This is a genomic window from Nocardia sp. NPDC050697, from assembly GCF_040654395.1.
Classification (GTDB): Bacteria; Actinomycetota; Actinomycetes; order Mycobacteriales; family Mycobacteriaceae; genus Nocardia.
Genome location: NZ_JBFAHY010000005.1, coordinates 25,796 through 50,682, shown reverse-complemented (window position 1 = coordinate 50,682; position 24,887 = coordinate 25,796). Strand labels below are relative to the sequence as shown.

Sequence of the window (24,887 nt, the reverse complement as noted above, 5' to 3'; positions counted from 1 at the left end):
TGAATGAGACCCGATGACCCTCCGCCCCTTCGCCGGCCGGCCCACCAGCCGCCGTCGCCTGCTCGGCGGCAGTGCCGCCGCCCTCGGCGCCGCCGCCCTGAGCACCACGCTGCCCACAGCCCAGGCCGCACCGCTACGTCGTCAGCCCCCTCCCACCGGGAACTACCGCATCGACCTGCATGCCCACTTCCTGCCCCCGGACTATCGGGCCTCCCTGCTCGAGCACGGCCACCTGACAATCGGCGGCTACCCGACTCCGCAGTGGTCACCAGAGGAAGCCCTCGGATTCATGGACTACTACGGCATCCAGGCCCAGGCCCTGTCGGTCTCCGACCCCGGTGTGTCCTATCTGCGCGGGCCCGAAGCCAACGACATGGCCCGCTACTGCAATACCTACGCCGCCGACCTGTTCCGCGCCCACCCCACCCGCTTCGGTGCTTTCGCGGTGCTACCCATGCCCGATATCGCGGCCTCGATCACCGAAGCGATCTTCGCCCTGGACACCCTGCGGTTGGACGGTGTGGTGCTGCTGACCGCCTACGACGGGGTCTACCTCGGCGACCCGCGCTTCGAACCGCTGATGATCGCGCTCAACCAGCGCAACGCGTTCGTGTTCGTGCACCCCGCCGCCATCCCCGCCGACGCGAAACCCGAACTGCCGCTTCCGGACTTCCTCGAAGAATTCACCTTCGACACCACCCGCGCCGCCACCCTCATGATGGTCACCGGCCTCACCCAGCGCTACCCGAACATCCGGTTCCAGCTCGCCCACGCCGGCGGCACTGTGCCGTTCCTGTCACACCGGATCAGCGTCGCCTCCCAGACCGTGCTCGGCGACCTGTGGCCCGACAATTTGCCCAAACCATCGGTGCTCGACATCAAGAACCAGATCTCGCGTTTCTACTACGACACCGCGCTCAGCGGCTCACCCGCCGCCATGGCCGCCACGCTGGCCGTCACCAGCCGTGACCACATCGTCTTCGGCTCCGACTGGCCCTTCAGTGCCGCCACCCTGCCGCAAACCGGAAGCCACGACCCGGCCCCCGGGCTGAGCGAGATCTTCGACGCCGAGCAGCGCATGGACGTCGAGCACCACAACCCCCTGCGTCAGCTCCCCCGCCTCGCCGACGCCGTCAGCGGCTGAGAACCGGCATTCTCCCCGCGACGGATCAGCCCGACAGGCCCACCCCGACCTCCGGTCGGTGCGGGCCTGTCGTCGGGGCTGTCGGACGGGCTCTGCGACGTCTTCGGGCAGCGCGCGATCGACGTGGTGAACGAGGGACTGAATCGCTGGGAGACGATCAAGCAGTTCCGCATCCTGCCGCGCGAGCTCACGGTGGAGTCGGGCGAGCTCACGCCAAGCATGAAGATCAAGCGCGCCGTGGTCGTGCGCAACCACGCCGAGCTGATCGACAGCATCTACGCCTGATCGCATCCGCTCCGGTCGCTTTCCGTTTCGCAGAACGGATTCCCCCGTGCGCACAGTCCTGTGGGTCTCGCAGGCCCGCCTAAAGCCCGGCCCGGATCGGCCCCCACCCGTTCTGACGCCTGCCGGCGATCAGCCAGCGGGCAGCCGCGGCAGCTCGATCCGGCTGATCGCGCGCGCGTCGGCTGGTTCGATGCCGAGGGAGCGCAGCACCAACTCCGCGGTGGCCGAACCCGCCTCGCGCCATGTCTGGTGGCCTTCGAGCACAATCCACATCGCGCTGATCGTCGCGCCGAGCACCAACGACACGACGCCGGTCACATCGCAGTCGCCGAGGTTGTACCGGCCCGTCTCGATCCCGAGATCCAGATCGAGCTTCGGCGGGCCCGTCATCATCGTGCGGAGCGACTCCGCGGTGAGCCCGAAGCGCACCGCGAACCGCCCCATCAGCGGGTTCTCGAACGCGTACCGCACCCACAACCGCATACCGGTCGCCAGGCGAGCCGCCGGATCGTCGATGACGGCGAAGGCGGCCGAGACCCGCAGGTGCATGTCCGCGCTGAGTTCGGCCACCACCCGGTCGAAGAGCTCGTCCACGGATCCGACGTTGCGATACAGCGTCCCGCGCGCGACATTCGCCTCCTGGGCGAGTTCGCTGACGGTGATCTGCGTCGACCCCTTCTCGGTGAACAACCGCACCGCGGCCGCACTGATTCGCCGATCCGTCGAATTCATCGACCTGGCCTTCCACTCCGCCGCAGAGCCTGCAGCCAACCGATATCGATCGGAACTCTATCAAGGACATATAGACATACTTGATTCGATTTGAACAGTAGTGTTCAATAGCGGAAGAGGTGAGCCGAGACTCGCACCACAGCGAGGAGAGGGCGTGGCCATGGGCGCAAGTTCCGACCACAGAGCAACGGACGCGGCCCCGGTCGAGGTACCGGTTCTGATCGCGGGCGGCGGTCCGGTTGGGCTCACACTGGCGCTGACCCTCGCACGCCACGGCGTCGCGGCGATGCTCGTGGAACGCAACCCGACGACCACCTCGCATCCCAAGATGGACATCACCAACGGCCGCAGCATGGAGCTGTTCCGGCATCTCGGCGTGGCCGACGACCTCCGCGAGGTCGCGGTAGGCGAGGACCATCCCTTCGACGTCTCGTGGGTCACGAAACTGGGAGGGTGGGAGCTGGCCCGGTTCCGCTACCCGAGTGTGGCCGAGCGTCGCGCCGGATTCCGGGCAGCCAACGACGGCACCGCCGCCCTGGAGCCGCCGATGCGGGTCTCCCAGGCAATTCTCGAGCCCGCACTGAAGGAGATCCTCGAAACCCGCGCCGAGGGCATCGAAGTCCGTTACGGCTGGGGCCTGGTCTCGTTCCGGCAGGACAGCTCCGGTGTCGACGCCGTCATCCGGTGCACCGCCACCGGCCGGACGCAGACCGTCCGGGCCCGTTACCTGGCCGGCTGCGACGGCGCAGGCAGCGTCGTGCGCAGAGAGCTGGGCATCGCGCTCCACGACATCGATCTGCAACGCCTCGCCGCCCGTGAGCTCGGGCTGCAACGCCTGGTCCCCGCGGCGCTGCGCGCGTACCGGGAAGATCGCGAGATGCCGATGGACGGCCGGGTCTACATGGTGCACTTCACCTCTCCGGCACGCGCGCTGCTCGAACGCTTCGGCACCAGCTGGCACACCCAGTCGCCGGAGGGGTGGACCCTCATCTCACAGAACGACCGCGACACCTGGACGCTGCACTGTCCGATCGGTTGTGGCGTCGACGCGGAGTCGATCGACCCCGAGCAGTTCCTGTTCGATCACCTCGGCCTCGAATTCGAGTGTGACATCCTGGTCGCCAACGCCTGGCGCCCGCGGCTGTCGCTCGCGGACAAGTTCGGCAGCGGGCGGGTGTGGCTGGCCGGGGACTCGGCGCACCAGGTGGTGCCGGCCGGCGGCTACGGCATGAACACCGGCGTCGGGGACGCCGTCGGGCTCGGCTGGATGCTCGCGGCCAATGTCAGGGGCTGGGGCGGACCGGGGTTGCTGCACGCCTACGAGACGGAGCGACGGCAGGTCGCTGTGCGCAATCGGAAGGCGTCGGCCCGGCACACCTTGGTCCGGCTCGCCATCAAGGCGATGCACTCCAGGCGCCTGCACAGCCAGGGTTGGGACGGCGACCGGGAACGGTCGAGAATCGGCCGCGAGATACTCGATCTCGGCAACCTGGAGAACGAGGCCGACGGTATCGAGCACGGATACCGCTACGACACGTCACCGGTCATCGAGCACGAGCATCGGCCCCGGCCCGACGGCGGAATGCATGTCTACCATCCCGGTACCGACCCGGGCTGCCGGCCGCCCAGCGTGTTCCTCGCCGATGGCACGGCGCTGTTCGACCTGTTCGGGCAGGGTTTGACGCTACTGCGCTTCACCGAGACCGACGTGCGTCCCTTCGTCGCCGCCGCTGCGGAGAGCGGAACCCCGCTGCACGTCGTCGACATCCGCGACGACCACGCCCGCGCGCTGTACGAGCGCGATCTCGTGCTGGTCCGGCCCGACCAGCACGTCGCCTGGCGCGGGAACACCGCGCCCGCGAGCGCCGCGGCCGTGCTCGACCGGATTCGCGGCCGCACACCGGTTCCGGTCGCTGTGCCGGAGCCGGAATCCCATCCGCCCACCGGCCGTGGGCCGCTGCGCCGGCTGCTGCACGCCGGCGCCGAGAACTGACCGAGGAGGTACAGCCGAGAAAGCCGCACACGAGGACCTGCACAGCGAGCAGGGCTCACTACCGGGCGAGCACGCGGGACGATTCCTGCGTGGTGCCCCGCCCGATCGGCTGGATCTCCACCCGCGACCGCACGGGCCGGGACAACCTGGCGCCGTCAGTCAGTTCACCAATGTCAGCTTCGACCCCGCCATGGTGGTGTTCTCGGCCAATCAGACGGTGGACGGCGTGCGCAAGGACACCGTGGTGAACACCGAGGCCACCGGCGCCTTCGTCTGGAACATGGCGACCTGGGCGCTGCGCAACGCAGTGAACGAGACGGCCGAGGCGCTCCCGGCAGGTGTCGACGAATTCGAACGCGCAGGCCTGCACAAGCAGCAGGCCGTCCGAGTGAACGCGCCGATGGTCGCCGATTCGCCGGTGCGCTTCGAATGCGAGTACATGCAGACCGTCCGGCTCCCCGGCGGGGGCGCCATGGGCGCCGTGGACGTGGTGTTCGGGCGGGTGATCGCCGTGCACATCGACGACGACGCGCTCACCCCCGACGGCCGGATCGATGTGCTGCGCCTGCGCCCGATCGCCCGCATGGGCTATTTCGACTACACCTCGGTCGAGTCGGCCTTCGAGATGGTCATCCCCGGCGACGAGCGCCTCCTCGCCGGGCTGGAGGGTTCGGCTGCCGGCAACCGGCAGTTGCCCAGGGAACCGAGCAGGTAGCCGACGGTCATCGGGCCGATCGCGCCGGTCGGCTCCCGGCCTCGGCGGTATGGTCGAAAGCTGCCCGCGCGCCGCGAATCTCGGCATCGTGGTCGGTGGCCCACTGCGCCAGCGCGGTCACCACCGTGCGCAGGCTGTCGCCGAGTCCGGTGAGTTCGTACTCGATCCGCGGCGGGAACTCCGCGTAGGCGGTGCGGGTCAGCAGGCCGTCGCGCTCGAGATGGCGCACGGTCGTGGTCAGCATCCGCTGCGAGATGCCGGGCACCCGCTGGTGCAGCTCGCCGAAACGCAGCGGCTCCGAGACCGCCAGGATCCCGATGACCAGCACCGACCACTTGTCGCCGACCCGGTCCAGTGTCTCTCGAATGGTGCGCCCGTTGTCCGGCCATGCCGCACGGATGATGTTCCCCCGGTTCCTCGGAGTTGGTTTGCTTGACTCTTGGTCACGGACTCATCGAAGGAGAGTTGTTCGTGCCGAGGCGTTACCCCGAAGAGTTCCGTCGCAAAGTCCTGGACCTGGTCGCCGCAGGGCGACCGGTCGCCCAGGTAGCCGTGGACCTGGGCATCAGCGATCAGACGATCTACACCTGGCGCAAGCAGGAACTGATCGACACCGGCCAGTTACCGGGCGCGACCAGCGTCGAGCAGTCCGAGCTGACCGCGGCCAGACGCCGCATCCGCGAGCTCGAGCACGAGGTCGCAATCCTGAAAAGGTCTCGTGAGCTGCTCAAAGAGCAGGGCAACAGCCCAAAAGGCGGTACGCGGCCATAGCCACCATCGCCAGCGAGGGGTTGCCGGTGCAGGTCGCGTGCCGGCTGCTGGATGTCTCGGTGTCGGGCTTCTACCACTGGAGATCCCGCCCGCCGTCGCAGCGATCGATCCGCCACGCCTGGCTGACCGAGCAGATCCGGGCCGTGCACAGCGCCTCCCGCGGCACCTACGGCGCACCACGTGTACACGCCGAGCTCACCCTCGGTCTCGGGATCGGTGTCGGCTACAACCAGGTCGAGCTGCTGATGGCCCGAGCCGGGATCAAGGGCCTGCTCGGGGTCAAGCGCTCCCGCCCCCGCCAGCAGACACCGAGTGCTGGTGACCTGGTCAACCGGGCATTCACTCGCACGGCGCCGGACCAGTTGTGGGTCACCGACATCACCGAGCACTACACCCGGGAAGGCAAGATCTACTGCGCTGTCGTGCTCGATACCTACTCCCGGCGGGTGGTCGGCTGGTCGATCGACTCGACCCAGACCGCGGCGCTGGTCACCAATGCCCTGGGCATGGCGATATCGAACCGCTCACCTCGGCCGGGAGCCACGATCATCCATTCCGACCACGGCGTTCAATTCACGTCGTGGGCGTTCACTGAGCGGGCACGCAGGTCCGGGTTGGTGCCGTCGATGGGGTCGATCGGCGACTGCTACGACAACGCCGTCATCGAATCCTTCTGGGGCAGAATGCAAACCGAACTCCTGAACCGGCGACGATGGCGGACCCGGATCGAGCTGGCGAACGCGATGTTCGAATACCTCGAGATCTTCCACAACCGGCGCCGCCGCCACTCCGCCCTTGGCATGCGGACCCCGATCGAGTGCGAGATGATTCCACCACCGGTCCAACCCGTGGCTTGAAGTCCAGCATCGCGACTCCACGAAACCGGGGGAACATCAAGCCCTCCAGAGAACCGGGGGAACCTCAATTGCGGGCGCTTCGCCTCGAATAGCGGCACCAACGCGCCAGTCGGCAGAAGGCAATGAGCACTCATTTCCGCGACAATCGCACGACGTAGCTGACTGTATGCCCACATCGGTGTGCTGTACGACGGGCAAGGGTCGACTGTTCGATCGACACTCGGGCCGGATCGTCGGCTCTTCTATGGACTCCCGGATGACTTCACGACTGGCGGTGACCGCTTCACGCAACGCAGTCGCCCGCCGCGGTGAGGTGGTCGCCAGCGTCGTTCACACCGACAGAGGATCGCAATTGCGCGCCCGGCGCTGTGTGCACACGCTGAACCGATTTCACATGGTGGGGGTTGGTTCAGCCGGTGACACCGCAGCGATGGAGAGCTCCTTCAGTCTGCTGCAACGCAACGTCCTGGACGGCGAGCCTGGCAGACGCGCGAACAGCTGCAGATCGCAATCGTGTCCTGCATCGAAAGCACTTTACCGCCGGCAGCGCCGTCAGGACCGGCTCGGCCAGTTGACCTCCGATCGAGTACGAAGCGATCACGACCCCGGCAGGCCGCCGTGCTGCCTAACCGCCATCACCTATTTGTGCACCGGCCCCGGGTGCTTCGGCACCTCCATTCGAGTCGGATCAGTCGTCGCGGGGGACAGGCGCGCCGCTGCCGGGCGTTGCGGTCGAGGTCGGGCTCACCCGTAGGCGGTGACCCGGCGGCGGTACGATGGTCAGGGCGTCGGGGGGCGAGGCGACGCTGCCGACGTCTGAGCGCCACCACGGGCACGAAGCTGAACTCGGGCAGAGGGATTCGCTTGTCGGTCCTCGCTGCAATCGAGCGCTTCCTCAGGTCTACCCTGCTATCCGGGATATCTCGGCGTGGCGGCAGAAAGTGCAGGAATGCGCGTGACAGCGAAAATGGGTCGATTTGCCCTCCGATGGGTGGTATCGGCATCGGTGGTGATGGTACTGACGGGTTGTGGAGAGTTCGACGGCACCACGGGGATGGCGAGCAGCGTTCCGACGGCCGTCACTACACAGCCGCGTGGCATTGAATTCATGGCCGAGCCGTGTTCGCCGCGGCAGGGCTTCTATCCGGCGGCGGACGCGTACGCCGGTCCCGCGCCGCATCCGGTCGCTGTGTTCGCCGGGTACACCGCGATCTGGAGTTTTATGGATCAGCAGCCGGAGTGGATGAGTCAGTCGGATCCGCTCAGGTATCAGCTCGTCGTCTGTCTGGGAATTAGTCAGGAAGGCGGTGAGCTGATCGAGGAGTGTGAATTCGTCGGTGGCAAGCGGCTGCCGCAGTTCCGTGGGCGGTACCTCGCCAAGATCTACGAAGCGAAGTCGGCACGGTTGCTGGGCACCGAGGAGATTCTCGGTAGTGCATCCGGCGGGTGCCCGACGGCGTCAGTGCGGTTCGCGCCGGGCGAGCGGCATTGGCTGTTCTCGAATCCGGACCTTTACGAATTACGAAAGGGGCTGAGCAAGTACGTCTATAGCTGAACAGCGCGAACCGGCAGTTCAGGACCCGCTGCAACGTTGCGACGCCAAACGTCGCGCGTGGAGTGTCTGGCCGGCTTCGGCGACCACGCGAACTCGGAGATGTTCGCCGGGTTCGCCCGCCGCGAGCAGCGAGATAGTCGGTTGTCCCACGTGGGCTGCTTGCCGACAAACGCAAGTGGATGCAACCGATGGCGGCCCGGCCGGGAGCCGATCACCGGCAGTTGCAGCAGCCTCCGCCCGCTCGATGTACCTTCCCCCGCTCGGTCCGATAGCCAATTGTTCGCTGTGGTGAGGAGTTCTCGGTGTGGCGGCAGTTCGACACGCCGTCGACGTAGCTCTACCGTTAGTAAGTGAACGCAAGCCGGTTGTACCTCCGCCATGGACCGCCCGTCCCTTGGAGGCAGGTCCGCGTGTGGCGGCCTATCGAAGAAGCCGCCGGATCGTCTCACCAAAATCTCATACTTTTGGTGGGATTCAGTCGGCGTTCTTGGGATGTGTCGGGATCGATTGGAGTTCGAGGTTTTATTTCGCGACACGCCGCGAGGCTCGGCCCGAGCCGGTCTAAATCGCCTACTTTCGGCACCTCGCCCGCGCCTCCGGAACAGCTTGGCTGTCGGGCACCGTTTCGGGCCGGTCGATGTCGTGGTTGCCGTGAACTCACGGGAATTGCCGAGCTGGCGGCCGACGCGCTCGGGGGCCTTCGTCGGCATGGTCGGCAGCGGTCGCCACGCCTTTGCGGAGGGTCCGCGGGGTGCCCCAGGGGGGGTTTTTCCTTCAGACCGCACGCCGGATCCGGCCGGAGTTGTTCGGGTTGCGCACCGACCAGTGCGAGCCGGAAACAGCAGCCCCCATCGGGTACGGCCCTTCCGCGATCTCGAGGTTCTTGATCACCGCGCGCGAAGACTCCACGGAGTAGTCGGGCAGCCGGACGCGTGGCCACCCGTTGTCGGTCTCGGGCGCGGACTTGCGCACTCGGCCCGCGGCTCCTGCACCTTTGCCTTCGACCAGCGGTGCCGGTGACGTCGAGATCGGAGTAGCACCGCCAGAGCCTCGAGGGGGTTGCATCCCCGTGCGGGTGACCAGGTCGATCACCCACACCACCGGCCGGGCCCGCGCCGATCTCCGCCGCGTCATCGAAACGGCCGCCGATCAGTCGAGCGCATCATGGGCCGGGACGACCTGGTCGGCCCTCGGCCCCTCGCTGCCGCCGGAAGCACCAGCGGACTTCGATCGTCTGCCGTGCACCGCGTCCGATTCAGCGTGCCAGCGAAGTGCGCTCGCGCATCCGCTGCCGCACTCGGCCTCCCCGACGGATCGCGTCACCGGATCACCGGGGTCGTCTTCATCGAACGCCGGGGGTGCCGTCAATCGTGTAGACCGTCTGCGCCTCGTCCTGCCAGCCGCATGGCAATGCGCAGCCGATCCGCCTTGTGGCATCGGTTCGCCCGTCGGCCCGCTCGCGCTCGACGGCGGTGGCCTGTGCGGCGTACCCGCAGGCGGGGCAGCGGGCGAAGAAGTCGAGCACGTCGGTGACCCGCACGGCGACGATCTCATCCCCTGGATCGGGTACCGGTGTCAGGCGTGCGGGGGTGATGGGACGGCTGCGCGGCGCGCCCCGTCGAGGCGGGGTTTCCGGATCATCCCCGGCTCGACGATGTCGAGGACCGGTAGCCAGCGGGGGAATCCGGCTCGGTGTCATGTCGAAGGGCCGCCGATCGGGTAGGGAAGCCGCCGCCGGGAGCTGCGCGGACGGCTGCACTCGGGACCGGGGACCCTGGTGGCCGGGCGCGCTCCGACGGAGCGGGCGCGGTGTGCGGTGGCCGGTTCTACTCGGACCGAGTGAGCATACGGTCTCAGGCAGTCTGTGCGCCGACGACAACCAGCGATCGCTCCAGTGTTATTGCGTAGGAACCTGTTTGGACAGTGGACTTCATCGGGTGACCGCCGGTAAGTGTATGAGCATTCTAGGGCGATGCACCGGCGAACCGGAAGATGACCACCGATGGGAAAGAAGGTCGACATCCAGTGGATCGACGATTTCGACGGCCGATCACCGGCGGCGGAGACCGTCCGCTTCTCGGTGGACGGCGCGGAATTCGAGATCGATCTGAGCGCCGCGAACGCGGACCTCTTCCGGGGGATGCTCCAGCTGTGGAAGAGCCGCGCTCGCCGGGTGCGGGAGGTCCGGTCGGGTCCGCCCGAGACGGTGCGCGAGTGGGCCCACCGGAACGGCTACCGGGTGGAGCCGAACGGCCGGGTCTCCGCGAAGATCTTGCGCGCCTACCGCGACGCGGCGGATTCCGAAGGGCGTGGGGACGAGGCTGGGGCGAATTCGGCTCCGACACCACTGTGAGCTGGCGGACCTGTTCGGTGCTGGGTGATCACAACGCCGGCTCGGGCAGCTCCGGCGGATCGGGGGGCAGCCCCTCCTGCACGCGCAGGAATTTCAGGTAGTCGATGAGCGAGGCGATCGACTGCTGGGACAGGTCGACGGCGCGGAAGGCGACGGCCTCCAGGCCGGGGGCGGTGCGCAGCCGCAGGTATTCGATCTCCTGGCGGCCCCGCTGCCAGGCTTCGTCATCGGTGAAGAAGCGGATGTCGACGCCGAAGGCGGCGGCGAGGCCGGTGGCGTGCTTGAGCGACGGATTCTGCTTCAACCCCGAACGCAGCTGCGCGACGTATACCGCGGAGATCGGGTAGCCGATGTCGGCCGCGCGGCGGGCTATCTCCTCCGCGGTGTAGCGGCGACCCTGCGTGTTCGGCACCGTCCGGAACAGGTACTCGAGTCGATCGGAGAAGGCGTTACCACCCTTCTCGTCCTCCATGTCGGCACGCCCACTTCCTCAGATGTTGCGATCATGCTACAGCATAGATGCTGATAGCCCTGCGGTAGCTGCTGTGCGCTGCCGGCACGCCGGGCAGTGTCGATGCCTGTAGCCGGGCGCCGCGACGGTGCCGAAGCGGTTGTCACACAACGGTATCGGTCACAGACGCAGCCGGAGGGCGCGCCGGGCGAGAGCGAGACCGTTCGGCTTGGGATCTGTGTCACAGACGGGCGTCGGCTCGGCATGCCGGAGCATCCTCAATTATGCTTTGGCATAATCGGCCGCTCGGTGGGACGGCCCGATGAAGCAGCCTCGCCTCGATGCCGTGGCGGTGATCGTGGAGTGCGATCGGATCGGCGGGGAGGAGACCGGTGCAAGTCGGTCCCGAGCCGAGAATTGGCGGCACCGGCGAGATCGGTGGAATGGCGGCGTGCCGGAGCGAAAGAATTCCGAATATCGCGGGAGCGATTGGTCTGTGAGATGTGGGTGTGCATGATTCCGGATCGAGAGAGAAATTCGCAGAACTCTGCCGGCGGCGGCTCGCCGATCCAGCACTGGTTGTCCGAGTGGGAATCTATTCCGGCGGAGCTCGTTCTCGTCGACTCCATTCGTGACAGCGTCGCGGTGCGCGAAGAGTCGAGCCGGAGCGCCGAGCACGTCCGCCTGCTGGCGGAGTGCTCGGCACCGCTGCCGCCGATCATCGTGCATCGCCCGACAATGCGGCTGATCGACGGCGCGCATCGCCTCGCGGCCGCGCGATCGCGCGGGTGTGAGCGGGTGCCGGTCCGGTTCTTCGACGGCAGCGAGGCGGATGCCTTCGCACTGGCCGTGCAGGCGAACGTCGCGCACGGTCTGCCCCTCACGCTGGCCGAGCGCAAGGCCGCCTCGACGCGGCTGATGGTCTCGCATCCACACTGGTCGGATCGGCTCATCGCGAAGACGACCGGGCTCTCCCACCACACCGTGGGCAAACTGCGGAAGCGCGCAACTGGGCAAGATGCCCAGCTGCACAGGCGAATCGGAATCGACGGCAAGCAGCGGTCCCTGGCGACGGCGGAGGGCCGCAGGGCCGCCGCCCGGATCATTCGCGACAACCCCACCGCGTCCCTGCGGCAGATCTCGAAACTGACCGATGTCTCGCCCGGCACGGTCCGGGACGTGCGGGCGCGGATCGAGCGCGGTGAGGACCCGGTGCCCGCACCGCGCGAGCCGCAGCTGCCGGGCGCCGCCGAGCCGGCGCCGCCACCGCCGGGGAGCGGGCGCACGCCCGGCCCCGCCGCGCCGCCGCCCGCGGGCGACCGGGCGGCCACGCCGATCCAGCAGGGGATCCTGCGCAGCCTCCAGAACGACCCGGCCCTGCGATTCAACGAGAAGGGGCGCGCGCTGTTGCGTGCGGTCGCCGCGTCGGTCAGTGAGATCGCGCTGCGGAAGCAGGCGTTCCTGGATTCGTCGAGCCACTGCCACGGAGCGCTGGCCAAACTGGCGCGGGCGAATGCCCAGACCTGGACCGATCTGGCGCGCCGGCTGGAAAGTCAGAGTGCGCAGCACGATTTCACGCCCATTGATGCGGAGACCCGCCGGGGTTAGGGTCGGAAACAGAACGGCTCGAACAGATGGAAAGAGCGGTTCGGCATTTTTCTCGTCCGCGGCCTGTTGCCGCGATTTCCGGGTCGAGTTTCGGGGCCGGTCGAATGCTGTCCAATTCCGGACGCGTCAGGGAGGTTTCTCATGTCTGCACAGGCGACCGATATCGAGACGGTGCTGCTCGATATCGTCCGGAACGATCTCGCGGTTGAGTCGGCGGCGATGGACGGCTCGTCCCGGCTGATCGCCGACCTCGGCCTCGATTCGGTGGCCTTCGCGGTAGCGCTCGTCGCGATCGAGGAGCGGCTCGCGGTGCGGGTCTCGGAGCAGGAGCTCATCGAGTGCGAGACGGTGGGCGACGTCGAGCGGATGGTGTGCCGCCACCGCGGAATCTCCGGGCCGGCGGCCTGAGCACCACGAACCAGGGCAGTGATCTCGACCGAGAAGCGGGGTTTTCATGACAACCAGCACGGCCGCCGAGCCGAGAACCTTCGACCGGATACTCGACGCGGCCTTCGACGAGGCGCTGCTCGACGTGATCGAGCAGGCCGAACGCGGTGAGCAGAGCGGGCGCTTTCCGCGTGAGCTCATCGAAAGGCTCGGTGCGGCCGATGTTTTCGAGGGTATCTGGTCCGGCGGCGCGCACGCCGACATCGCAAGCGTCGTGCGGCTGTCCGAGCGCCTGGGCGGACTCGGGTCGGCGAGCGCGGCGGCGGGCGTCAGCGCGCACAACACCGCGCTGGCGATCCTGCGCCGCTTCGGCCGCTCGAAGTACCTGCGCGAGCTCGCCGACCGGGCCACCCACGGAACCGCGGTGGTCGGCCTCGGCGCCACGGAGGCCGGTGGCGGGTCGGATTTCGCCCTGCTCACCACCACCGCGGAGCCGACGGCGGGCGGATACCGGGTGCGCGGTGCCAAGAAGTTCGTCTCACTGAGTACCGTGGCGGACGCGATCGTCGTGGTCGCGCGCGCCGCGGGCGACCACCGCGACGGCGGCGTCACCCTCTTCGCGCTGCGCTCCGACCAGATCAGGGTCGGGCGTCCCTACGCCAAGCTCGGCAACGGCTACCTCGACACCGCGCCGATCGAATTCGATGTCGAGGTGCCCCCGGAGGCGATGATCGCGCGCCCCGGCACCGGTCTCGCCGCCGCGAGCGTCGGCCTGGTCGTGGAGCGGATGTCGGTGGCCGGACTGGTGGTCGGTGCCTGCGATCTCGCCATCGGCCTCTCGGTCGCGCAGATGATGCGGCGCAGCCAGTTCGGGCGGACCCTGTTCGAACACCAGGCGCCGCGGCTGCGCTTCGCCGACCTCCAGGCGCGCGTGGACACCATGCGCTATGCCCTGCGGGGTCTCGCCGCCGCGGGGCCGGTGCCCTTCCGAGCCGCCGCGGGCATGAAGGTGACCGCCGCGCGGCTCGGCGAGGAGGTGATGTCGGAGTGTCTGCACATCTTCGGTGGCGACGGCTATCTGACCGGCCCTTCGCCGGTCGAGAAGTGGTGGCGAGACATGAAATTGGCGCGGGTGGCGGCCGGCGGTGACGAGGTGCTCTGGGAGACCGTCGCCGCGGGGATGCGCCCCGACCTCGAGGCCCACGAACGGTGGGTGCTGTCGTGACGCTCCGCTTCAGTGCACTCGACGAGTTCTTCCTGCAGATCGAGACCGAGCATCGCCCCACCCACTGGACCGTGGTGATCGAGCTGGCTCCCGAGGCGGAGCGGGCCGCCGATATCGAGCCGATCGCGCTCGGGCCGCTGAGCGCGCGGATGCGCGAGCGCATCGAGCGCTACCGGTTGTTCCGGCTCGGCGCGGGCGACGGGCGGTTCGGCGGTGCGGTGCTGCGCGAATACGACGTTCCGACGGCGATGACGTGCGTGGACTCGGCTGCCGTCGCCGACGACGCGGAGTGGCACGAGCTGATGAGCGCCCTGCTGGCGCGGCCGCTGCCGCGCAACCGCCCGGCCTGGCGGGCCGTGCTGGTCGACCAGGCTCGCCCGGCGCGGCAGCGGCTGGTGATCCTCGGCAGCCACGCCGTGTCCGACGGCATCGCCGCGGCCGCCTTCGCGGCCCTGTTCGCCGACGGCGACGAGGAGCGGCTGCGCCAGCTCGACCGCTACCTCGATGCCCCGCGCTATCCGGGCCCCAGGGTGACCGCCCGCGAATTCGTGCGATCCGCCACGGCTTTCGGCGGTGCGTGGAGCAAAGCGACGCGATCACGGCGGCTGCCGCGGCTGACGGCGAACGCGCGGCGCGCGATGGCGGCGGTGGAGTTGCCGACGGCCCGGGTGCGCAGGGCGGCCGTCGGCCACGGCGCCGGGACGGCGGAGTTCCTGATCGCGGCCGTCGGCGCCGCGGTCGCGGACGCCGCGCGGACGGTTCTGCCCGCGGACGAGATGCCGCGGACCCTGCGCGCCTTCCTCCCCGCCACCTTCGACCGGGACCTGCGCCACTCGGGCAACGCGGTCTCGATGGTGCTGATCAACGCCGCGGGGCCGGAGGCCGCGCTGGCCGACCGGGTCGAGGCGACCCGAGCCCAGCTCGGCGCGGTGCTCGACGCCCGCGCCGAGGTGGCGCTGCCGGTGCTCGCCCGCTTCGGGCGATGGCTGCCGTGGCGGGCTCGCGGGGCCGCCGCGCGCGCGGCGCTGGCGGCGCTGGCGCCGGACCTGCACGTCGGGGTGAGCCCGGCCTACGTGAACCTGAAGACGGTGCTCGGCAACGAATTCACCGCCATCCACACGCTGTCGCCGCTGCTCGGGAACGCGCTGTCGTTCACCTGCCTCGTCCTCGGCGGGACCGTCTACATTGGCATCGTCTGGGATCCCGACGCCTGCGGCGACAAGATCGGCGTGACCGCCGCCCAGCTGCTCACGGACTACGTGGAGGCGGGTGTGGTGTCGTGAACGATCCGATCCGGACCGCGGTGGCCGAGATCTTCAACCGCGAGCTGTTCACCGACGACCTGTTCGCGGTCGATCGGGAATACGACGACGGCGATGAACTCGTCGCCGACCTCGGGCTCGATTCGACGCGCTTCGCCATCGGCATCGTCGCGTGCCAGGACGAGTTCGGCGTCCCCCTCGATCGCGAGGAATTCATGCGCTGTACGACCTTCGGCGACGTCGTTCGCCTCGTCCGTGCGGCCACCGGCGGTGCCCCCGCGCCCGCCGTGACGAAGGGAGAACGACGATGAGCGAATTCATGGACCAGCTGCTCGGCCCGGCGCTCGACACCGGGCGGGGGCTCTGGAGCGGCCCGAGCACCGAGCTGACCGAGACCAGCTGGAAGGAGGTCAGCAGGCGCGCCTCGATCATGGCGGGCCGGTTGCAGAGCCTCGGCGTCGGTCCGGGAACACGCGTGGCCGCGCTGGCGATCGACCCCGCCGAGGTCGCCCCGCTCGCCCAGGCCGTCTGGATGCGGGGCGCGGCGCTGACCATGCTGCAGCAGCCGACGCCGCAGGCCGACCTCGCCGAATGGCAGGCCGGGTGCGACGGCGTCATCGGGATGCTCGGCATCGAGCACCTCGTACTGGGCTCGCCGTTCCTCGCGGCGGCGGGCGGCTTCACGGAGCGCGGCCTGACCGTCGTCCGGCTCGACCACGACTGGGGCACGACCCCCGGCGACCTCGTCGACTGTGCCGAGGACGACATCGCGGTCTACCAGCTGACCTCGGGCTCGACCGGCGCACCCAAGGCGGTCGCCATCTCGCACCGCAACCTGTATGCCAACGGCAACGCCATGTACGGGGGCTCGCTCGGCACCCCGGAGAACGACGTGATGGTGAGCTGGCTGCCGCTCTCGCACGACATGGGCATGATCGGCTTCCTGGTGACACCGATGGCGTTCGGGATCAAGGCCGTGTGCGTGTCGCCGCTGGAATTCCTGCGGTCGCCGCTGAACTGGCTGCGCATCATCACCGACCATCGCGGCACCATCACGGCGGCACCGAACTTCGCGTACTCGATCATCCAGCGCAGGCTCGCGCGGGTCGAGCAGGAGGGCCACTACGACCTCTCCACGCTGCGCTTCGCGCTCTGCGGCGCGGAGCCGATCGACCCCGCCGCCATGCGCGGATTCGCCGCGGCCGCGGCGCGCTTCGGGTTCGACCCGAGCGCGATCGTCGCCGCCTACGGAATGGCCGAGGCGACGCTGGCGGTGTCCTTCGCCGCGCTCGGCGACGGGATGACGGTCGACGTGGTCGACGGCGAGCAGCTGGCCGCGGGTGGCCGCGCGGTGCCGCGCACGCCGTCCGAGCACGACGGGCCGCACGCGAGCCGCGAAGTGGTGCTGCTCGGCGCGCCGCTGCTCGGGATGGAGGTCCGCGTCGCGGCCGCGGCAGCCCCGCGGACCGTCGGTGAGCTGCTCATCCGCGGCGCGGCGGTGACCTCGCACTACATCACCACCGGTGGCCGGGTCGACGCCGTCGACGGAGACGGCTGGCTGCACACCGGGGATATCGGATACCTGACCGAGGACGGCCAGGTCGCGATCTGCGGCAGGTCGAAGAACGTCGTCATCCTGTCGGGACGCAATATCTATCCGGCCGATGTGGAGCGGGCCGCCGAGGTGGTGGACGGGGTGCGCCAGGGCGGCGTCGTCGCGTTCGGCACCGCCGAGCCGGGCAGGCCCGAGCAGCTCTGGATCGTGGTCGAGGTCGGTGGCGGGGACCTCGACCACCGGGAGATCCAGCGCGCGGTGGCGCGGCGCGTCTTCGACCGGATCGGCGTGAGCCCGAAGGTGCTGACCAGGCCGCGCGGCGCCATCCCGAAGACCCCGTCCGGGAAGGTCAAACACCTCGAGGCCAAGGCGATCTTCGCCGGCGCTCCGGCCTGAGCGACGCCCGGCGATTCCGCCGGTTCGCAATCCACCGATGACGAGAGGGAGGGAACGCCGTGCCGTCGGACCCCGCAGTTCGTGAACTCGCCGCCCGCTATCTGCTGCGCGCCGAGGAGGCCCCCGAGGCCGATGCCATCGTCTATGCCCGCGCGCCCTTCGAGGGGCACAGGCTGACCTGGGCCGATATCGCCGAGCGGAGTGACCGGCTGCTGCGCGGCTACCGGACGCTCGGCATGGGCGAGGGGGCGCGCTGCGCGCTGACCCTCGCCGACCACCTGGACATGATCCCGGCGCTGCTGGCGCTGTGGCGGCTCGACGCCACCGCCGTCCTGATCGACCCGGCGTGGGGTGATCGGTTGCGCGCGAACGTGGTCGAGCACTCCGGGGCGAACTTCGCGCTGGACATGGCGGGCGCGGCCGAGCCGGTGCGGCTGAACGGGGCGGCCGGGTTCGCCGCGCCGCTGCCGAAGGGCACGGCGATGCTCGGTTACACCTCGGGCAGCACCGGTGATCCCAAGGGGATCCCCTTCACGCACAGCAAACTCGCGCTCACCATGCACTATTCGGCAGCCGCGTGCACCTACCGCTACGGGGCGCGGCCGCGCCGGATCGGCTGCAACGCGCGGCTGTCGGGGTCGGGCGTGCTGAACCTCAACTACACCTGGGCGCCGTTCAGCGACGCGGCCACCGTCGTCCTGCCCGAACTCACCCTCGCCACGGCCAGGAACTACTGGCGGGCGGTGGAGGAGTTCGGGGTCGAGCAGGCCTACCTGTTCCCGGCGCAGGTCGAGATGGTGAATCAGGTCGCGCTGCCGCGCTCGCCCGGTGGCACGGCGCCGCTCTGCCTGACCGGCAGCGCGCCGGTCTCGGCGCGGCTGCAGGGCCGCTTCGCCGAGCGCTTCGGCCTCCCGCTGGTGAACTGCTTCGGCATCTCGGAGGCCATGTGCACCATCTTCTTCGGCCACCTCGACCCGAACGGCGACGCCACGACCGACATCGGGGTGCCGTGGCTGCTGCAGGCCCGGCTCGTCGGCGAGAACGGCGAGGTCGTCGCCGGCGCGGGGGAGGGCGAGCTGCAGCTGTCGGGGCCAACCCTGCTCGACTACTACTACAACAACGAGCAGGCCACCGCGCAGGCCTACGACGGCCGCTGGTTCCGCACCGGCGACATCGTCCGGCGCGACGGCGCGGGCGTCTACCGGATCGCGGGCAGGCGCAAGCACGTCGTGATGAAGGGCGGCTTCTCCATCTACCTCAACGAGGTAGAGGAGGCGGCGCTCGCGGTGCCCGGCGTGCTGGAGGCGGCCGCGGTGCCGCTGCTCACCCACGACCTCGAGGACCTCGGGCTGCTCGTGCGGCTCGGCACCGACTCCGCGACGACCACCACCGAGGTGCACGCCGCCCTGCGCGCGAGCCTCGGCGTCCAGCGCGCACCCGGCCGCGTCGTGCGCGTCACCGAGCCGCTGCCGCGGACCGGCCCGGAAAAGCTGGACCGGCGGGGCTGCGAGCAGCGCTGGGAATCCGAGACCACCGTCGGCGCGCGCTGACCGAGAGACCGAGGAGTGCCATGACCACCCTGGACGAAACCGCGTTCATCGACGCCACGGCGGGCTACATCGCCGAACTGCGGGGCCCCGAACACGGCCCGGTGAACCCGGACGACAACCTGGTCACCGAGGCCGGGCTGGAGTCGCTGCAGCTGGTCGCGCTGCTGCGCTTCATCGAGACCCTGCGCGGCGACGAGCTGCTCGAGGTCCCCGAACTCGGTGACCTGACCCTGCGCAGCGCCTACCGATCGCTGTACGCCGGGCTCCCGGCCCCGATCTGACCGGCGCTCCGACCCGACAACCGAGGAGCCGACATGCTCACATCCAGCGACACCGTGTTACTGACCGGCGTCACCGGCTTCGTCGGCGGCGCGCTGGCGGTGGAACTGCTGTGCGGGACCGACGCCGAACTGGTCTGCCTGATCCGATCCCGCGGTGCCGCGACCAGCGCCGACCGGCTGCGCGCGGCGCTGCGCGCGAGCGCCGCCATGTACGGCATCGAGCTCACCGGGGAGCAGCTGTCCCGCTGCCGCGCCGTGACCGGCGACATCACCGCGCCGACCGGCGGGGTGGAGCCGGGTGAGCTGCGCGGGATCACCGAGGTGTGGCACGCGGCGGCCTCGCTCGCGTTCGAGGACGTGCGCGCCGACGAGATCACGCTGCACAACGAGCAGGGCACCGCGAATATCGTGGACCTGGCGCACAAGGCCGACTGCGGCGTCTTCACCTACGTCAGCACCGCCTATGTGGCGGGGCGGCGGCGTGGCCGGGTCGCCGAGACCGCGGTGCCCGAGCCGCCGATGCCGAACAACCACTACGAGCGCACGAAGATCGCCGCCGAGCGCATCGTCGCCGGCGCCGGATTCGACACCACCCGCGTCTTCCGCCCGAGCATCGTCATCGGGCACAGCCGGACCCGGGTGGCGACCACCTTCAGCGGGCTGTACGGCTTCATCCAGGGCTTGCAGCGCACGCGCGCCACGGTGCGCCGATCGCTCGGCGACCTGCTGAACTTCCGCCCGCTGCGGCTGCTCGCCGACGGGCAGACGCCGGTCAACTTCATCCCCGTCGACCTGGTCGCGAGCGCCGCGGTGCGGATCGCGGCGCGGGGCGCGGGCAGCGGGATCTACCACCTCGCCAACAGCACCCCACCCCGGCTCGCCGACTGCTGGGACAGCGCGACGACGGCGCTCGGCATGATGCGTCCGATCTTCGTCGACGACGTCGGTGACTTCACCCTCGTCGACCAGAAGCTCGACGACCAGCTGGACTTCTACCGCCCGTACCTGAACGACGAGAAGCACTTCGACGTCACGAATTCCGAGGCCGTGCTGGGAGCGGGCGCGCTGTCCTGCCCGCTGAGCGCGGACGAGATGTCCCGGTACGTCGAGTGGTTCATCGAATACCAGAAATCCGCCATGGAGACCCCATCATGACTGTTCGTCAGCAGAATTTCGTGGACGGCGTACTCGCGACACCGGGCGCCGCGGCCGCGGACGTGGTCGCCGAACTGACCGAGATCAAGGCCGAGTACGAGCGCCACCGCGCGATCTTCGTCGGGGGTGAGCGAATGTCCCGGCTGCTCCGTGGCCTCGGCGCCAGCGACTCCGACTTGGCGGCGCTGCAGCGGGCCAGCACCGACCTGCCCGACGACCCGACGCTGCCGTTCCGGAAAGCCAGGAACGGGCGGTACTTCTTCGACAACCGGGCGGGACGGATCGATCGGCTGGAGTTCCAGCCCTTCGTGCTCTCCGCCGACGAGGATTTCGTTCGCTACGACTCGGGCCAGATCCGGCAATTCGCGGAGATCGGTGCCGATCTGCAGTCCAATCGCGCCCTGCAGGGCCTGCTGCGCTTCAAGGCGTTCGTGGTGGACGGCCTCGACATCGCGCACCGGCCGAAGCTCGACTACGGCAGCGCGAACTGGGTCTGCACGCTGTTCCACCTGCGGACCGTGACCACCCCCGCGCTCACGGGTGAGCCCGCGCTGGAGGGGGTGCACAGCGACGGCGTCGACCACACCATGACCACCATGCTCGGTGCGGAGAACATGACCGACGACAGCGCCCGCACCTTCATCCACGACATGCGCGAGACCAATGCCATCGGCTGGGACGAGGTGGATCCGGCGCTGCGCATCGGCCAGTACCAGCACCGCCGATTCCTGGACACCCTGCTCGTGGTCGACCACGAGTTCAAACACAGCCTCTCGCCGGTGCTGGCGGCCGACACCTCGCGGGTCGCCACCCGCGACATGCTCGTCTTCTTCACCAGGAAGCCGACGGTTCCGGGGCATGTCTCCCATCGCCACGATTCACTGCGCAGGCACGCCACCCTGCCACTGTCCGTGCCGCCGGTGCGCGGCGCGCTCTCGGAGGAGCCATGACCTCGACCGATTCGACGCCGGCCGAACTCACGCCGACCGCGACACCGGGGCCGCGGATGTGGGTGTGGCCCGCCCTGCTGTGGGGCATGATGCGCCGGGGCGACGACGTGATCGACGAACAGTTCGATCGCTACGGGGACGTGGTGTGGCTGCGGCTGCCGCGCTTCCCGCACTTCCTGCCCGACGGCGCGCAGCTGGTGCTGCTGCGTGATCCGGCGCTGATCAAGCCGCTGTTCACCGCCGCCGACGACCTGGTCGATTCGGCCGGCGCCAACCGCGCGCTGGAACTGCTCTACGGCGACCGGTCGCTGTTCCTGCTCAACGGCCCCGAGCACCGGCGGTTGCGCAAGGTGCTGCTGCCGGGGCTGCGCGGCGACGCGCTCGCCGCCTGGGGTGAGTTCATCGCGGGCAGCGCCGAACGGGAGGCGCGCACCTGGTTCGGCCGGGATCGGGTCCTGGTGCACTCGTCCATGCTGGACCTGTCGCTGGAGCTGATCCTGAAGATGTCGCTGTCGATCTCCGATGCCGACATGCCGCGGTGGATGCCACCCATGCGCGAGCTGCTCGCCACGGCCACCTCACCGCAGGCGACATTCCGGTACGGGCTGCGGCAACTCGGCGCGTTGCGGCTGTGGCGCAGCTTCCAGCGGGTGCGCGCCCACTGCAACGAGCTTGTCTACGCCGAGATCGCCCGCAGACGGGCGCAGCCGGGCGTCGAGCACAGCGATCTGCTCGATCTGCTGATGCGCGCCGAGGGGGAGCCGCTGACCGACCGGGAACTGCGCGATCAGCTCTTCACGATCCTGATCGGCGGGCACGAGACCTCGGCCACCCTCGCCAGCTGGGTGCTGGAGCGGCTGGTGCACAACCCCGATGTCTACGCCAGGGCCAGCGCGGAGGCCCGTGCCGGCGCCGGGCACGAGTACATGGACGCGGTCGTGCAGGAGACGCTGCGGCTGCGGCCGCCGCTGGCCTTCGTCGGCCGCGTCACCCGCAGGAATTTCGCGCTCGGCGAGCACGTGTTCCCGCCGAACACGCTGATCCTGCCGGTGATCCGCGCGGTGCACCGGAAGGCCGAGCTCTACGAGGACCCGGAACTCTTCCGGCCGGAGCGCTTCCTGGAGACCCGGCGAACCCCGTTCGGGCACATCCCCTTCGGCGGCGGCCCGCACCGGTGCCTCGGCGATCACATGGGCGCGTTCCAGACCCGCTTGGTCGCGCAGGCCATCCTCCGGGTCGCGGAGCTCTCCGGCGGTGTGCCGGGGGGCGGTGAGCAGATCCGGCGCAAGGCGCTGGTCCTGGTCCCGGCGCGGGGCGGAGTCCTGCGCGCGACACCGCGCGAGCCGGCGCCGACCGGGTGAGACCGGCGCGTGGGTGCGCAAAACTGTTCGGCGCGAGAGTGATTGACAGCGCGTGACGCGCCGACACATTGTTGTCGAGGCAGCCGCGGCGCGAGCGACCATCGACGCCGCTCGACGACCGAGGGGTTGGTTATGCAGCGGTGGGCACGGTTCGCGACGACGCGTCCGCGATGGGTCGTCGGCGTCACGGTGGTACTGATTCTGCTCGCCGGCGCCTGGGGGGCCGGAGTGGTCGACCGCCTCGATCTGGCGGGGTACGAGGATCCGGCCAGCGAGTCCGCCGTCACCGACCGGCTGGTGGCCGCGGCGTTCGGCAAGCAGACGCCGGATGTCGTGGCGATCTACACCGCTCCGGAGGGCAAGACCCTCGACGACATCCGGCCACAGGTGCTGCCGCGGTTCGACGCCGTGCCCGGCGAACTGCTGGCGAAGCCGATCGAGTCGTATTGGACCGCGGGCGGGCTGCGGCAGGCGGCGATGATCTCCGCCGACCGCCGCCACGCGATCGCCGGTGTCAGCCTCAACGGTTCTATGAGCGACCAGCTGAAGAACTACGCCGAGCTGCGCGCCACCCTGACGGTGCCCGGCGTCGGCACCGAGTTCGCCGGGTTCATTCCGGTCCTCGACGCCTTCAACCAGAAGTCGCTGATCAGCGTCGTCATCGCCGAATCGGTCGCGATCCCGCTCATGTTGATCCTGCTCGTCGTGGTCTTCGGCGGTTTCGTCGCGGCGTCGGTGCCGGTGGTGGTCGGCGGGCTGGCCATGATCGGTGCGCTCGGCGCGCTGCGCGCCCTGAGCACCGTCACCGGGGTGAGTGCCTTCGCGGTGAATATCGCCTCCATCCTCGGGCTCGGGCTGGCCATCGACTACGGCCTGTTCATGGTGAGCCGGTTCCGTGAGGAGCTCCGCGCCGGCCGGACGCCCGCCGCGGCGGCCGCGCACTCCGTGCGCACCGCGGGGCGGACCATCGCCTTCTCGGCGCTGCTGCTCGTGTGCGCCTTCGCGGGCACCATGGTCTTCCCGCCGTCGATGCTGCGCTCGCTCGGCTTCGGGGCCATCGCCGCGATCGTGATCGCCGCCTTCGTCTCGGTCACCGCGCTGCCCGCCGCGCTGTCGATGATGGGGGAGCGGATCAACGCCCTGCCCTGGCGACATGGCGCCGTCCGCCGCGGGGAAGAGCGTGCCGAGCGGCGCTGGGCCGGGCTGGCGACCTCGGTCATGCGCAGGCCCGTCCTGGTGACGGTGCTCGTGGCCGGGCTCCTGCTCGTGCTGAGCGCGCCGTTCCTCGGGGTGCGGATGGGCGGGATCACCCCGAACGTGCTGCCCGCCGACGACTCCGTGCGGGTCGCGCAGGCCCACCTGTCCGCCGAGTTCCCCAATGCGAGCGAGGGCGCGACCGTGCTGGTGCGGGGAGCGGACGGGGCCGCACCGGCCGCCGACGCCGTCTCCAGGGTGGCCGGTGAGATCCAGCGCGTCGACGGTGTCCGCACGGTGGTCCGGTTGGCCGAGGAGCGCGACGGCGTCCTGCTGCGGGCGCTCTCGACGAGCCCCGATTTCACGCCGGGCGCCGAGGAGATGGTGGCCGCGATCCGGGCGCTCCCGGTGCCGGCGGGGGCGACCGTTCAGGTGGGCGGCATGAACGCGCTCCGGGCCGACAGCAATGCCTCGATGGTGGGCGCGGTTCCGCTCGCCCTCACCATCGTGATCGCCGCGACACTGCTGGTCATGACGGTCGCGTTCCGGTCGATCGTGCTGCCGCTGAAGGCGGTCGCCATGGCCGTGATCAGCCTGACCGCCACCTTCGGCGTGCTCACCTGGATCTTCGTCGACGGGCACGGCGCCGGCCTGCTCGGGGCGGAGCCGGCGCCGCTGCCGACACCCGCGCTGATCGTGGTGGTGGTCGCCGTCTTCGGGCTCTCCACCGACTACGAGGTCTTCCTGATGTCCCGCATGCTCGAGGCGCGCGAGCGCGGCGCGGAGACCGAGGAGGCCGTGCGCGAGGGGGTGTCGAAGACCGGACGCATCATCACCACCGCGGCGGCGCTGTTCGTGATCGTGACCGGCGCGGCCGCGCTCTCCGACGTCACGCTGATCAAGGTGGCCGCGCTCGGCATGGCGCTGGCCATCCTGATCGACGCCACCGTCGTGCGCATGCTGCTGGTCCCCGCGCTCGTCACGCTGATGGGCGCCGCGAACTGGTGGAGCCCGTTTCCGCGCACCGCGCCCCCGACCGGGGCGCGGCAGCCGGTGCCATTGCCCGAGTAGTCCGATCAGGCCGCGGCTGCGGCCGGTGAGCGAGAG

26 protein-coding genes and 1 pseudogene are annotated in these 24,887 nt (G+C 69.6%); 22 read left to right on the top strand and 5 right to left on the bottom strand.

The features are described 5' to 3' along the window. Positions 1–13 precede the first annotated feature (13 nt). Together AB0H71_RS18785 and AB0H71_RS18780 are read left to right on the top strand one after the other, a co-directional pair. On the top strand, positions 14–1,144 hold the full coding sequence (locus tag AB0H71_RS18785) for an amidohydrolase family protein (protein WP_357022134.1): 1,131 nt from the start codon (positions 14–16) through the stop codon (positions 1,142–1,144). Positions 1,145–1,270: 126 nt separating this feature from the next. Next, entirely contained in the window at positions 1,271–1,429 is a 159-nt protein-coding gene (locus AB0H71_RS18780) for a hypothetical protein (RefSeq protein ID WP_357022131.1), read from the top strand. 129 nt (positions 1,430–1,558) lie between these two features. Here the strand turns inward: AB0H71_RS18780 and AB0H71_RS18775 are convergent, their stop codons facing one another. Continuing rightward, the gene (locus AB0H71_RS18775; RefSeq protein ID WP_357023249.1) at positions 1,559–2,125 is read right to left on the bottom strand and encodes a TetR/AcrR family transcriptional regulator; all 567 of its coding nucleotides are present in this window, start codon (positions 2,123–2,125) and stop codon (positions 1,559–1,561) included. Between AB0H71_RS18775 and AB0H71_RS18770 the strand changes: the two genes are divergently transcribed. The 3 genes from AB0H71_RS18770 to AB0H71_RS18760 all read left to right on the top strand — a co-directional run bounded on the left by AB0H71_RS18770 (position 2,034) and on the right by AB0H71_RS18760 (position 4,869). Further along, positions 2,034–2,255: a hypothetical protein gene (locus AB0H71_RS18770; RefSeq protein WP_357023325.1), complete on the top strand. Its 222-nt coding sequence runs from the start codon at positions 2,034–2,036 to the stop codon at positions 2,253–2,255. The genes AB0H71_RS18775 and AB0H71_RS18770 overlap by 92 nt on opposite strands. A gap of 66 nt (positions 2,256–2,321) precedes the next feature. Further along, positions 2,322–4,154: an FAD-dependent monooxygenase gene (locus tag AB0H71_RS18765; protein ID WP_357023246.1), complete on the top strand. Its 1,833-nt coding sequence runs from the start codon at positions 2,322–2,324 to the stop codon at positions 4,152–4,154. Beyond that, positions 4,111–4,869: a flavin reductase family protein gene (locus AB0H71_RS18760; RefSeq protein WP_357022128.1), complete on the top strand. Its 759-nt coding sequence runs from the start codon at positions 4,111–4,113 to the stop codon at positions 4,867–4,869. The genes AB0H71_RS18765 and AB0H71_RS18760 overlap by 44 nt, the downstream gene beginning before the upstream one ends. Positions 4,870–4,876: 7 nt before the next feature. Here the strand turns inward: AB0H71_RS18760 and AB0H71_RS18755 are convergent, their stop codons facing one another. Beyond that, entirely contained in the window at positions 4,877–5,224 is a 348-nt protein-coding gene (locus tag AB0H71_RS18755; RefSeq protein ID WP_357023243.1) for a helix-turn-helix domain-containing protein, read from the bottom strand. A gap of 116 nt (positions 5,225–5,340) precedes the next feature. Here AB0H71_RS18755 and AB0H71_RS18750 point away from each other — a divergent pair, with 116 nt between their 5' ends. From AB0H71_RS18750 to AB0H71_RS18735, 4 genes and pseudogenes are all read left to right on the top strand, one after another. Continuing rightward, positions 5,341–5,640, top strand: a complete 300-nt coding sequence (locus AB0H71_RS18750; protein WP_357022125.1) for a transposase — start codon at positions 5,341–5,343, stop codon at positions 5,638–5,640. Between the two features lie 20 nt (positions 5,641–5,660). Continuing rightward, on the top strand, positions 5,661–6,497 hold the full coding sequence (locus tag AB0H71_RS18745) for an IS3 family transposase (RefSeq protein WP_357022122.1): 837 nt from the start codon (positions 5,661–5,663) through the stop codon (positions 6,495–6,497). A gap of 190 nt (positions 6,498–6,687) precedes the next feature. Then, a pseudogene (locus AB0H71_RS18740) lies at positions 6,688–7,126 on the top strand (DDE-type integrase/transposase/recombinase); the annotation flags it as partial. Between the two features lie 326 nt (positions 7,127–7,452). Next, positions 7,453–8,052, top strand: coding sequence for a hypothetical protein (locus AB0H71_RS18735; RefSeq protein ID WP_357022119.1), 600 nt, complete (start codon positions 7,453–7,455; stop codon positions 8,050–8,052). Positions 8,053–8,826: 774 nt separating this feature from the next. On the opposite strand, the gene AB0H71_RS18730 is transcribed toward AB0H71_RS18735, so the two are convergent. Then, a complete protein-coding gene (locus AB0H71_RS18730) occupies positions 8,827–9,024 on the bottom strand; it encodes a hypothetical protein (protein ID WP_357022117.1) in 198 nt (65 codons plus the stop codon). Between the two features lie 370 nt (positions 9,025–9,394). Then, positions 9,395–9,592 carry a hypothetical protein gene (locus AB0H71_RS18725; protein WP_357022114.1) on the bottom strand — a complete coding sequence of 66 codons (198 nt, stop codon included), beginning with the start codon at positions 9,590–9,592 and terminating at the stop codon, positions 9,395–9,397. A 462-nt stretch (positions 9,593–10,054) separates the two neighbouring features. Here AB0H71_RS18725 and AB0H71_RS18720 point away from each other — a divergent pair, with 462 nt between their 5' ends. Then, complete coding sequence (locus AB0H71_RS18720; protein WP_357022111.1) at positions 10,055–10,405, top strand: Lsr2 family protein; 351 nt, start codon at positions 10,055–10,057, stop codon at positions 10,403–10,405. A gap of 28 nt (positions 10,406–10,433) precedes the next feature. Here AB0H71_RS18720 and AB0H71_RS18715 read toward each other — a convergent pair whose 3' ends face one another. After that, a complete protein-coding gene (locus AB0H71_RS18715; protein WP_357022109.1) occupies positions 10,434–10,877 on the bottom strand; it encodes an XRE family transcriptional regulator in 444 nt (147 codons plus the stop codon). Between the two features lie 492 nt (positions 10,878–11,369). Here AB0H71_RS18715 and AB0H71_RS18710 point away from each other — a divergent pair, with 492 nt between their 5' ends. From AB0H71_RS18710 to AB0H71_RS18655, 12 genes are all read left to right on the top strand, one after another. Continuing rightward, on the top strand, positions 11,370–12,464 hold the full coding sequence (locus AB0H71_RS18710; protein ID WP_357022106.1) for a ParB/RepB/Spo0J family partition protein: 1,095 nt from the start codon (positions 11,370–11,372) through the stop codon (positions 12,462–12,464). Positions 12,465–12,578: 114 nt separating this feature from the next. Then, entirely contained in the window at positions 12,579–12,872 is a 294-nt protein-coding gene (locus AB0H71_RS18705) for an acyl carrier protein (protein ID WP_357023241.1), read from the top strand. Between the two features lie 46 nt (positions 12,873–12,918). Next, a complete protein-coding gene (locus tag AB0H71_RS18700; protein WP_357022103.1) occupies positions 12,919–14,076 on the top strand; it encodes an acyl-CoA dehydrogenase in 1,158 nt (385 codons plus the stop codon). After that, positions 14,073–15,359 carry a wax ester/triacylglycerol synthase domain-containing protein gene (locus tag AB0H71_RS18695; RefSeq protein ID WP_357022100.1) on the top strand — a complete coding sequence of 429 codons (1,287 nt, stop codon included), beginning with the start codon at positions 14,073–14,075 and terminating at the stop codon, positions 15,357–15,359. Before AB0H71_RS18700 ends, AB0H71_RS18695 begins: the two co-directional genes overlap by 4 nt. After that, a complete protein-coding gene (locus tag AB0H71_RS18690) occupies positions 15,356–15,649 on the top strand; it encodes a phosphopantetheine-binding protein (RefSeq protein WP_357022097.1) in 294 nt (97 codons plus the stop codon). The genes AB0H71_RS18695 and AB0H71_RS18690 overlap by 4 nt, the downstream gene beginning before the upstream one ends. Further along, on the top strand, positions 15,646–17,289 hold the full coding sequence (locus tag AB0H71_RS18685; RefSeq protein ID WP_357022094.1) for a long-chain-fatty-acid--CoA ligase: 1,644 nt from the start codon (positions 15,646–15,648) through the stop codon (positions 17,287–17,289). Before AB0H71_RS18690 ends, AB0H71_RS18685 begins: the two co-directional genes overlap by 4 nt. 59 nt (positions 17,290–17,348) lie before the next feature. Beyond that, on the top strand, positions 17,349–18,839 hold the full coding sequence (locus AB0H71_RS18680) for a class I adenylate-forming enzyme family protein (RefSeq protein ID WP_357022091.1): 1,491 nt from the start codon (positions 17,349–17,351) through the stop codon (positions 18,837–18,839). Positions 18,840–18,859: 20 nt separating this feature from the next. Then, a complete protein-coding gene (locus AB0H71_RS18675) occupies positions 18,860–19,120 on the top strand; it encodes a hypothetical protein (RefSeq protein WP_357022088.1) in 261 nt (86 codons plus the stop codon). A 33-nt stretch (positions 19,121–19,153) separates the two neighbouring features. Next, positions 19,154–20,275: an SDR family oxidoreductase gene (locus AB0H71_RS18670; protein WP_357022085.1), complete on the top strand. Its 1,122-nt coding sequence runs from the start codon at positions 19,154–19,156 to the stop codon at positions 20,273–20,275. Then, a complete protein-coding gene (locus AB0H71_RS18665; protein WP_357022082.1) occupies positions 20,272–21,225 on the top strand; it encodes a 2OG-Fe dioxygenase family protein in 954 nt (317 codons plus the stop codon). The genes AB0H71_RS18670 and AB0H71_RS18665 overlap by 4 nt, the downstream gene beginning before the upstream one ends. Then, positions 21,222–22,586 carry a cytochrome P450 gene (locus tag AB0H71_RS18660; protein ID WP_357022079.1) on the top strand — a complete coding sequence of 455 codons (1,365 nt, stop codon included), beginning with the start codon at positions 21,222–21,224 and terminating at the stop codon, positions 22,584–22,586. Before AB0H71_RS18665 ends, AB0H71_RS18660 begins: the two co-directional genes overlap by 4 nt. A 189-nt stretch (positions 22,587–22,775) precedes the next feature. Continuing rightward, positions 22,776–24,851, top strand: a complete 2,076-nt coding sequence (locus AB0H71_RS18655; protein ID WP_357022077.1) for an MMPL family transporter — start codon at positions 22,776–22,778, stop codon at positions 24,849–24,851. Positions 24,852–24,887: the final 36 nt, after the last annotated feature.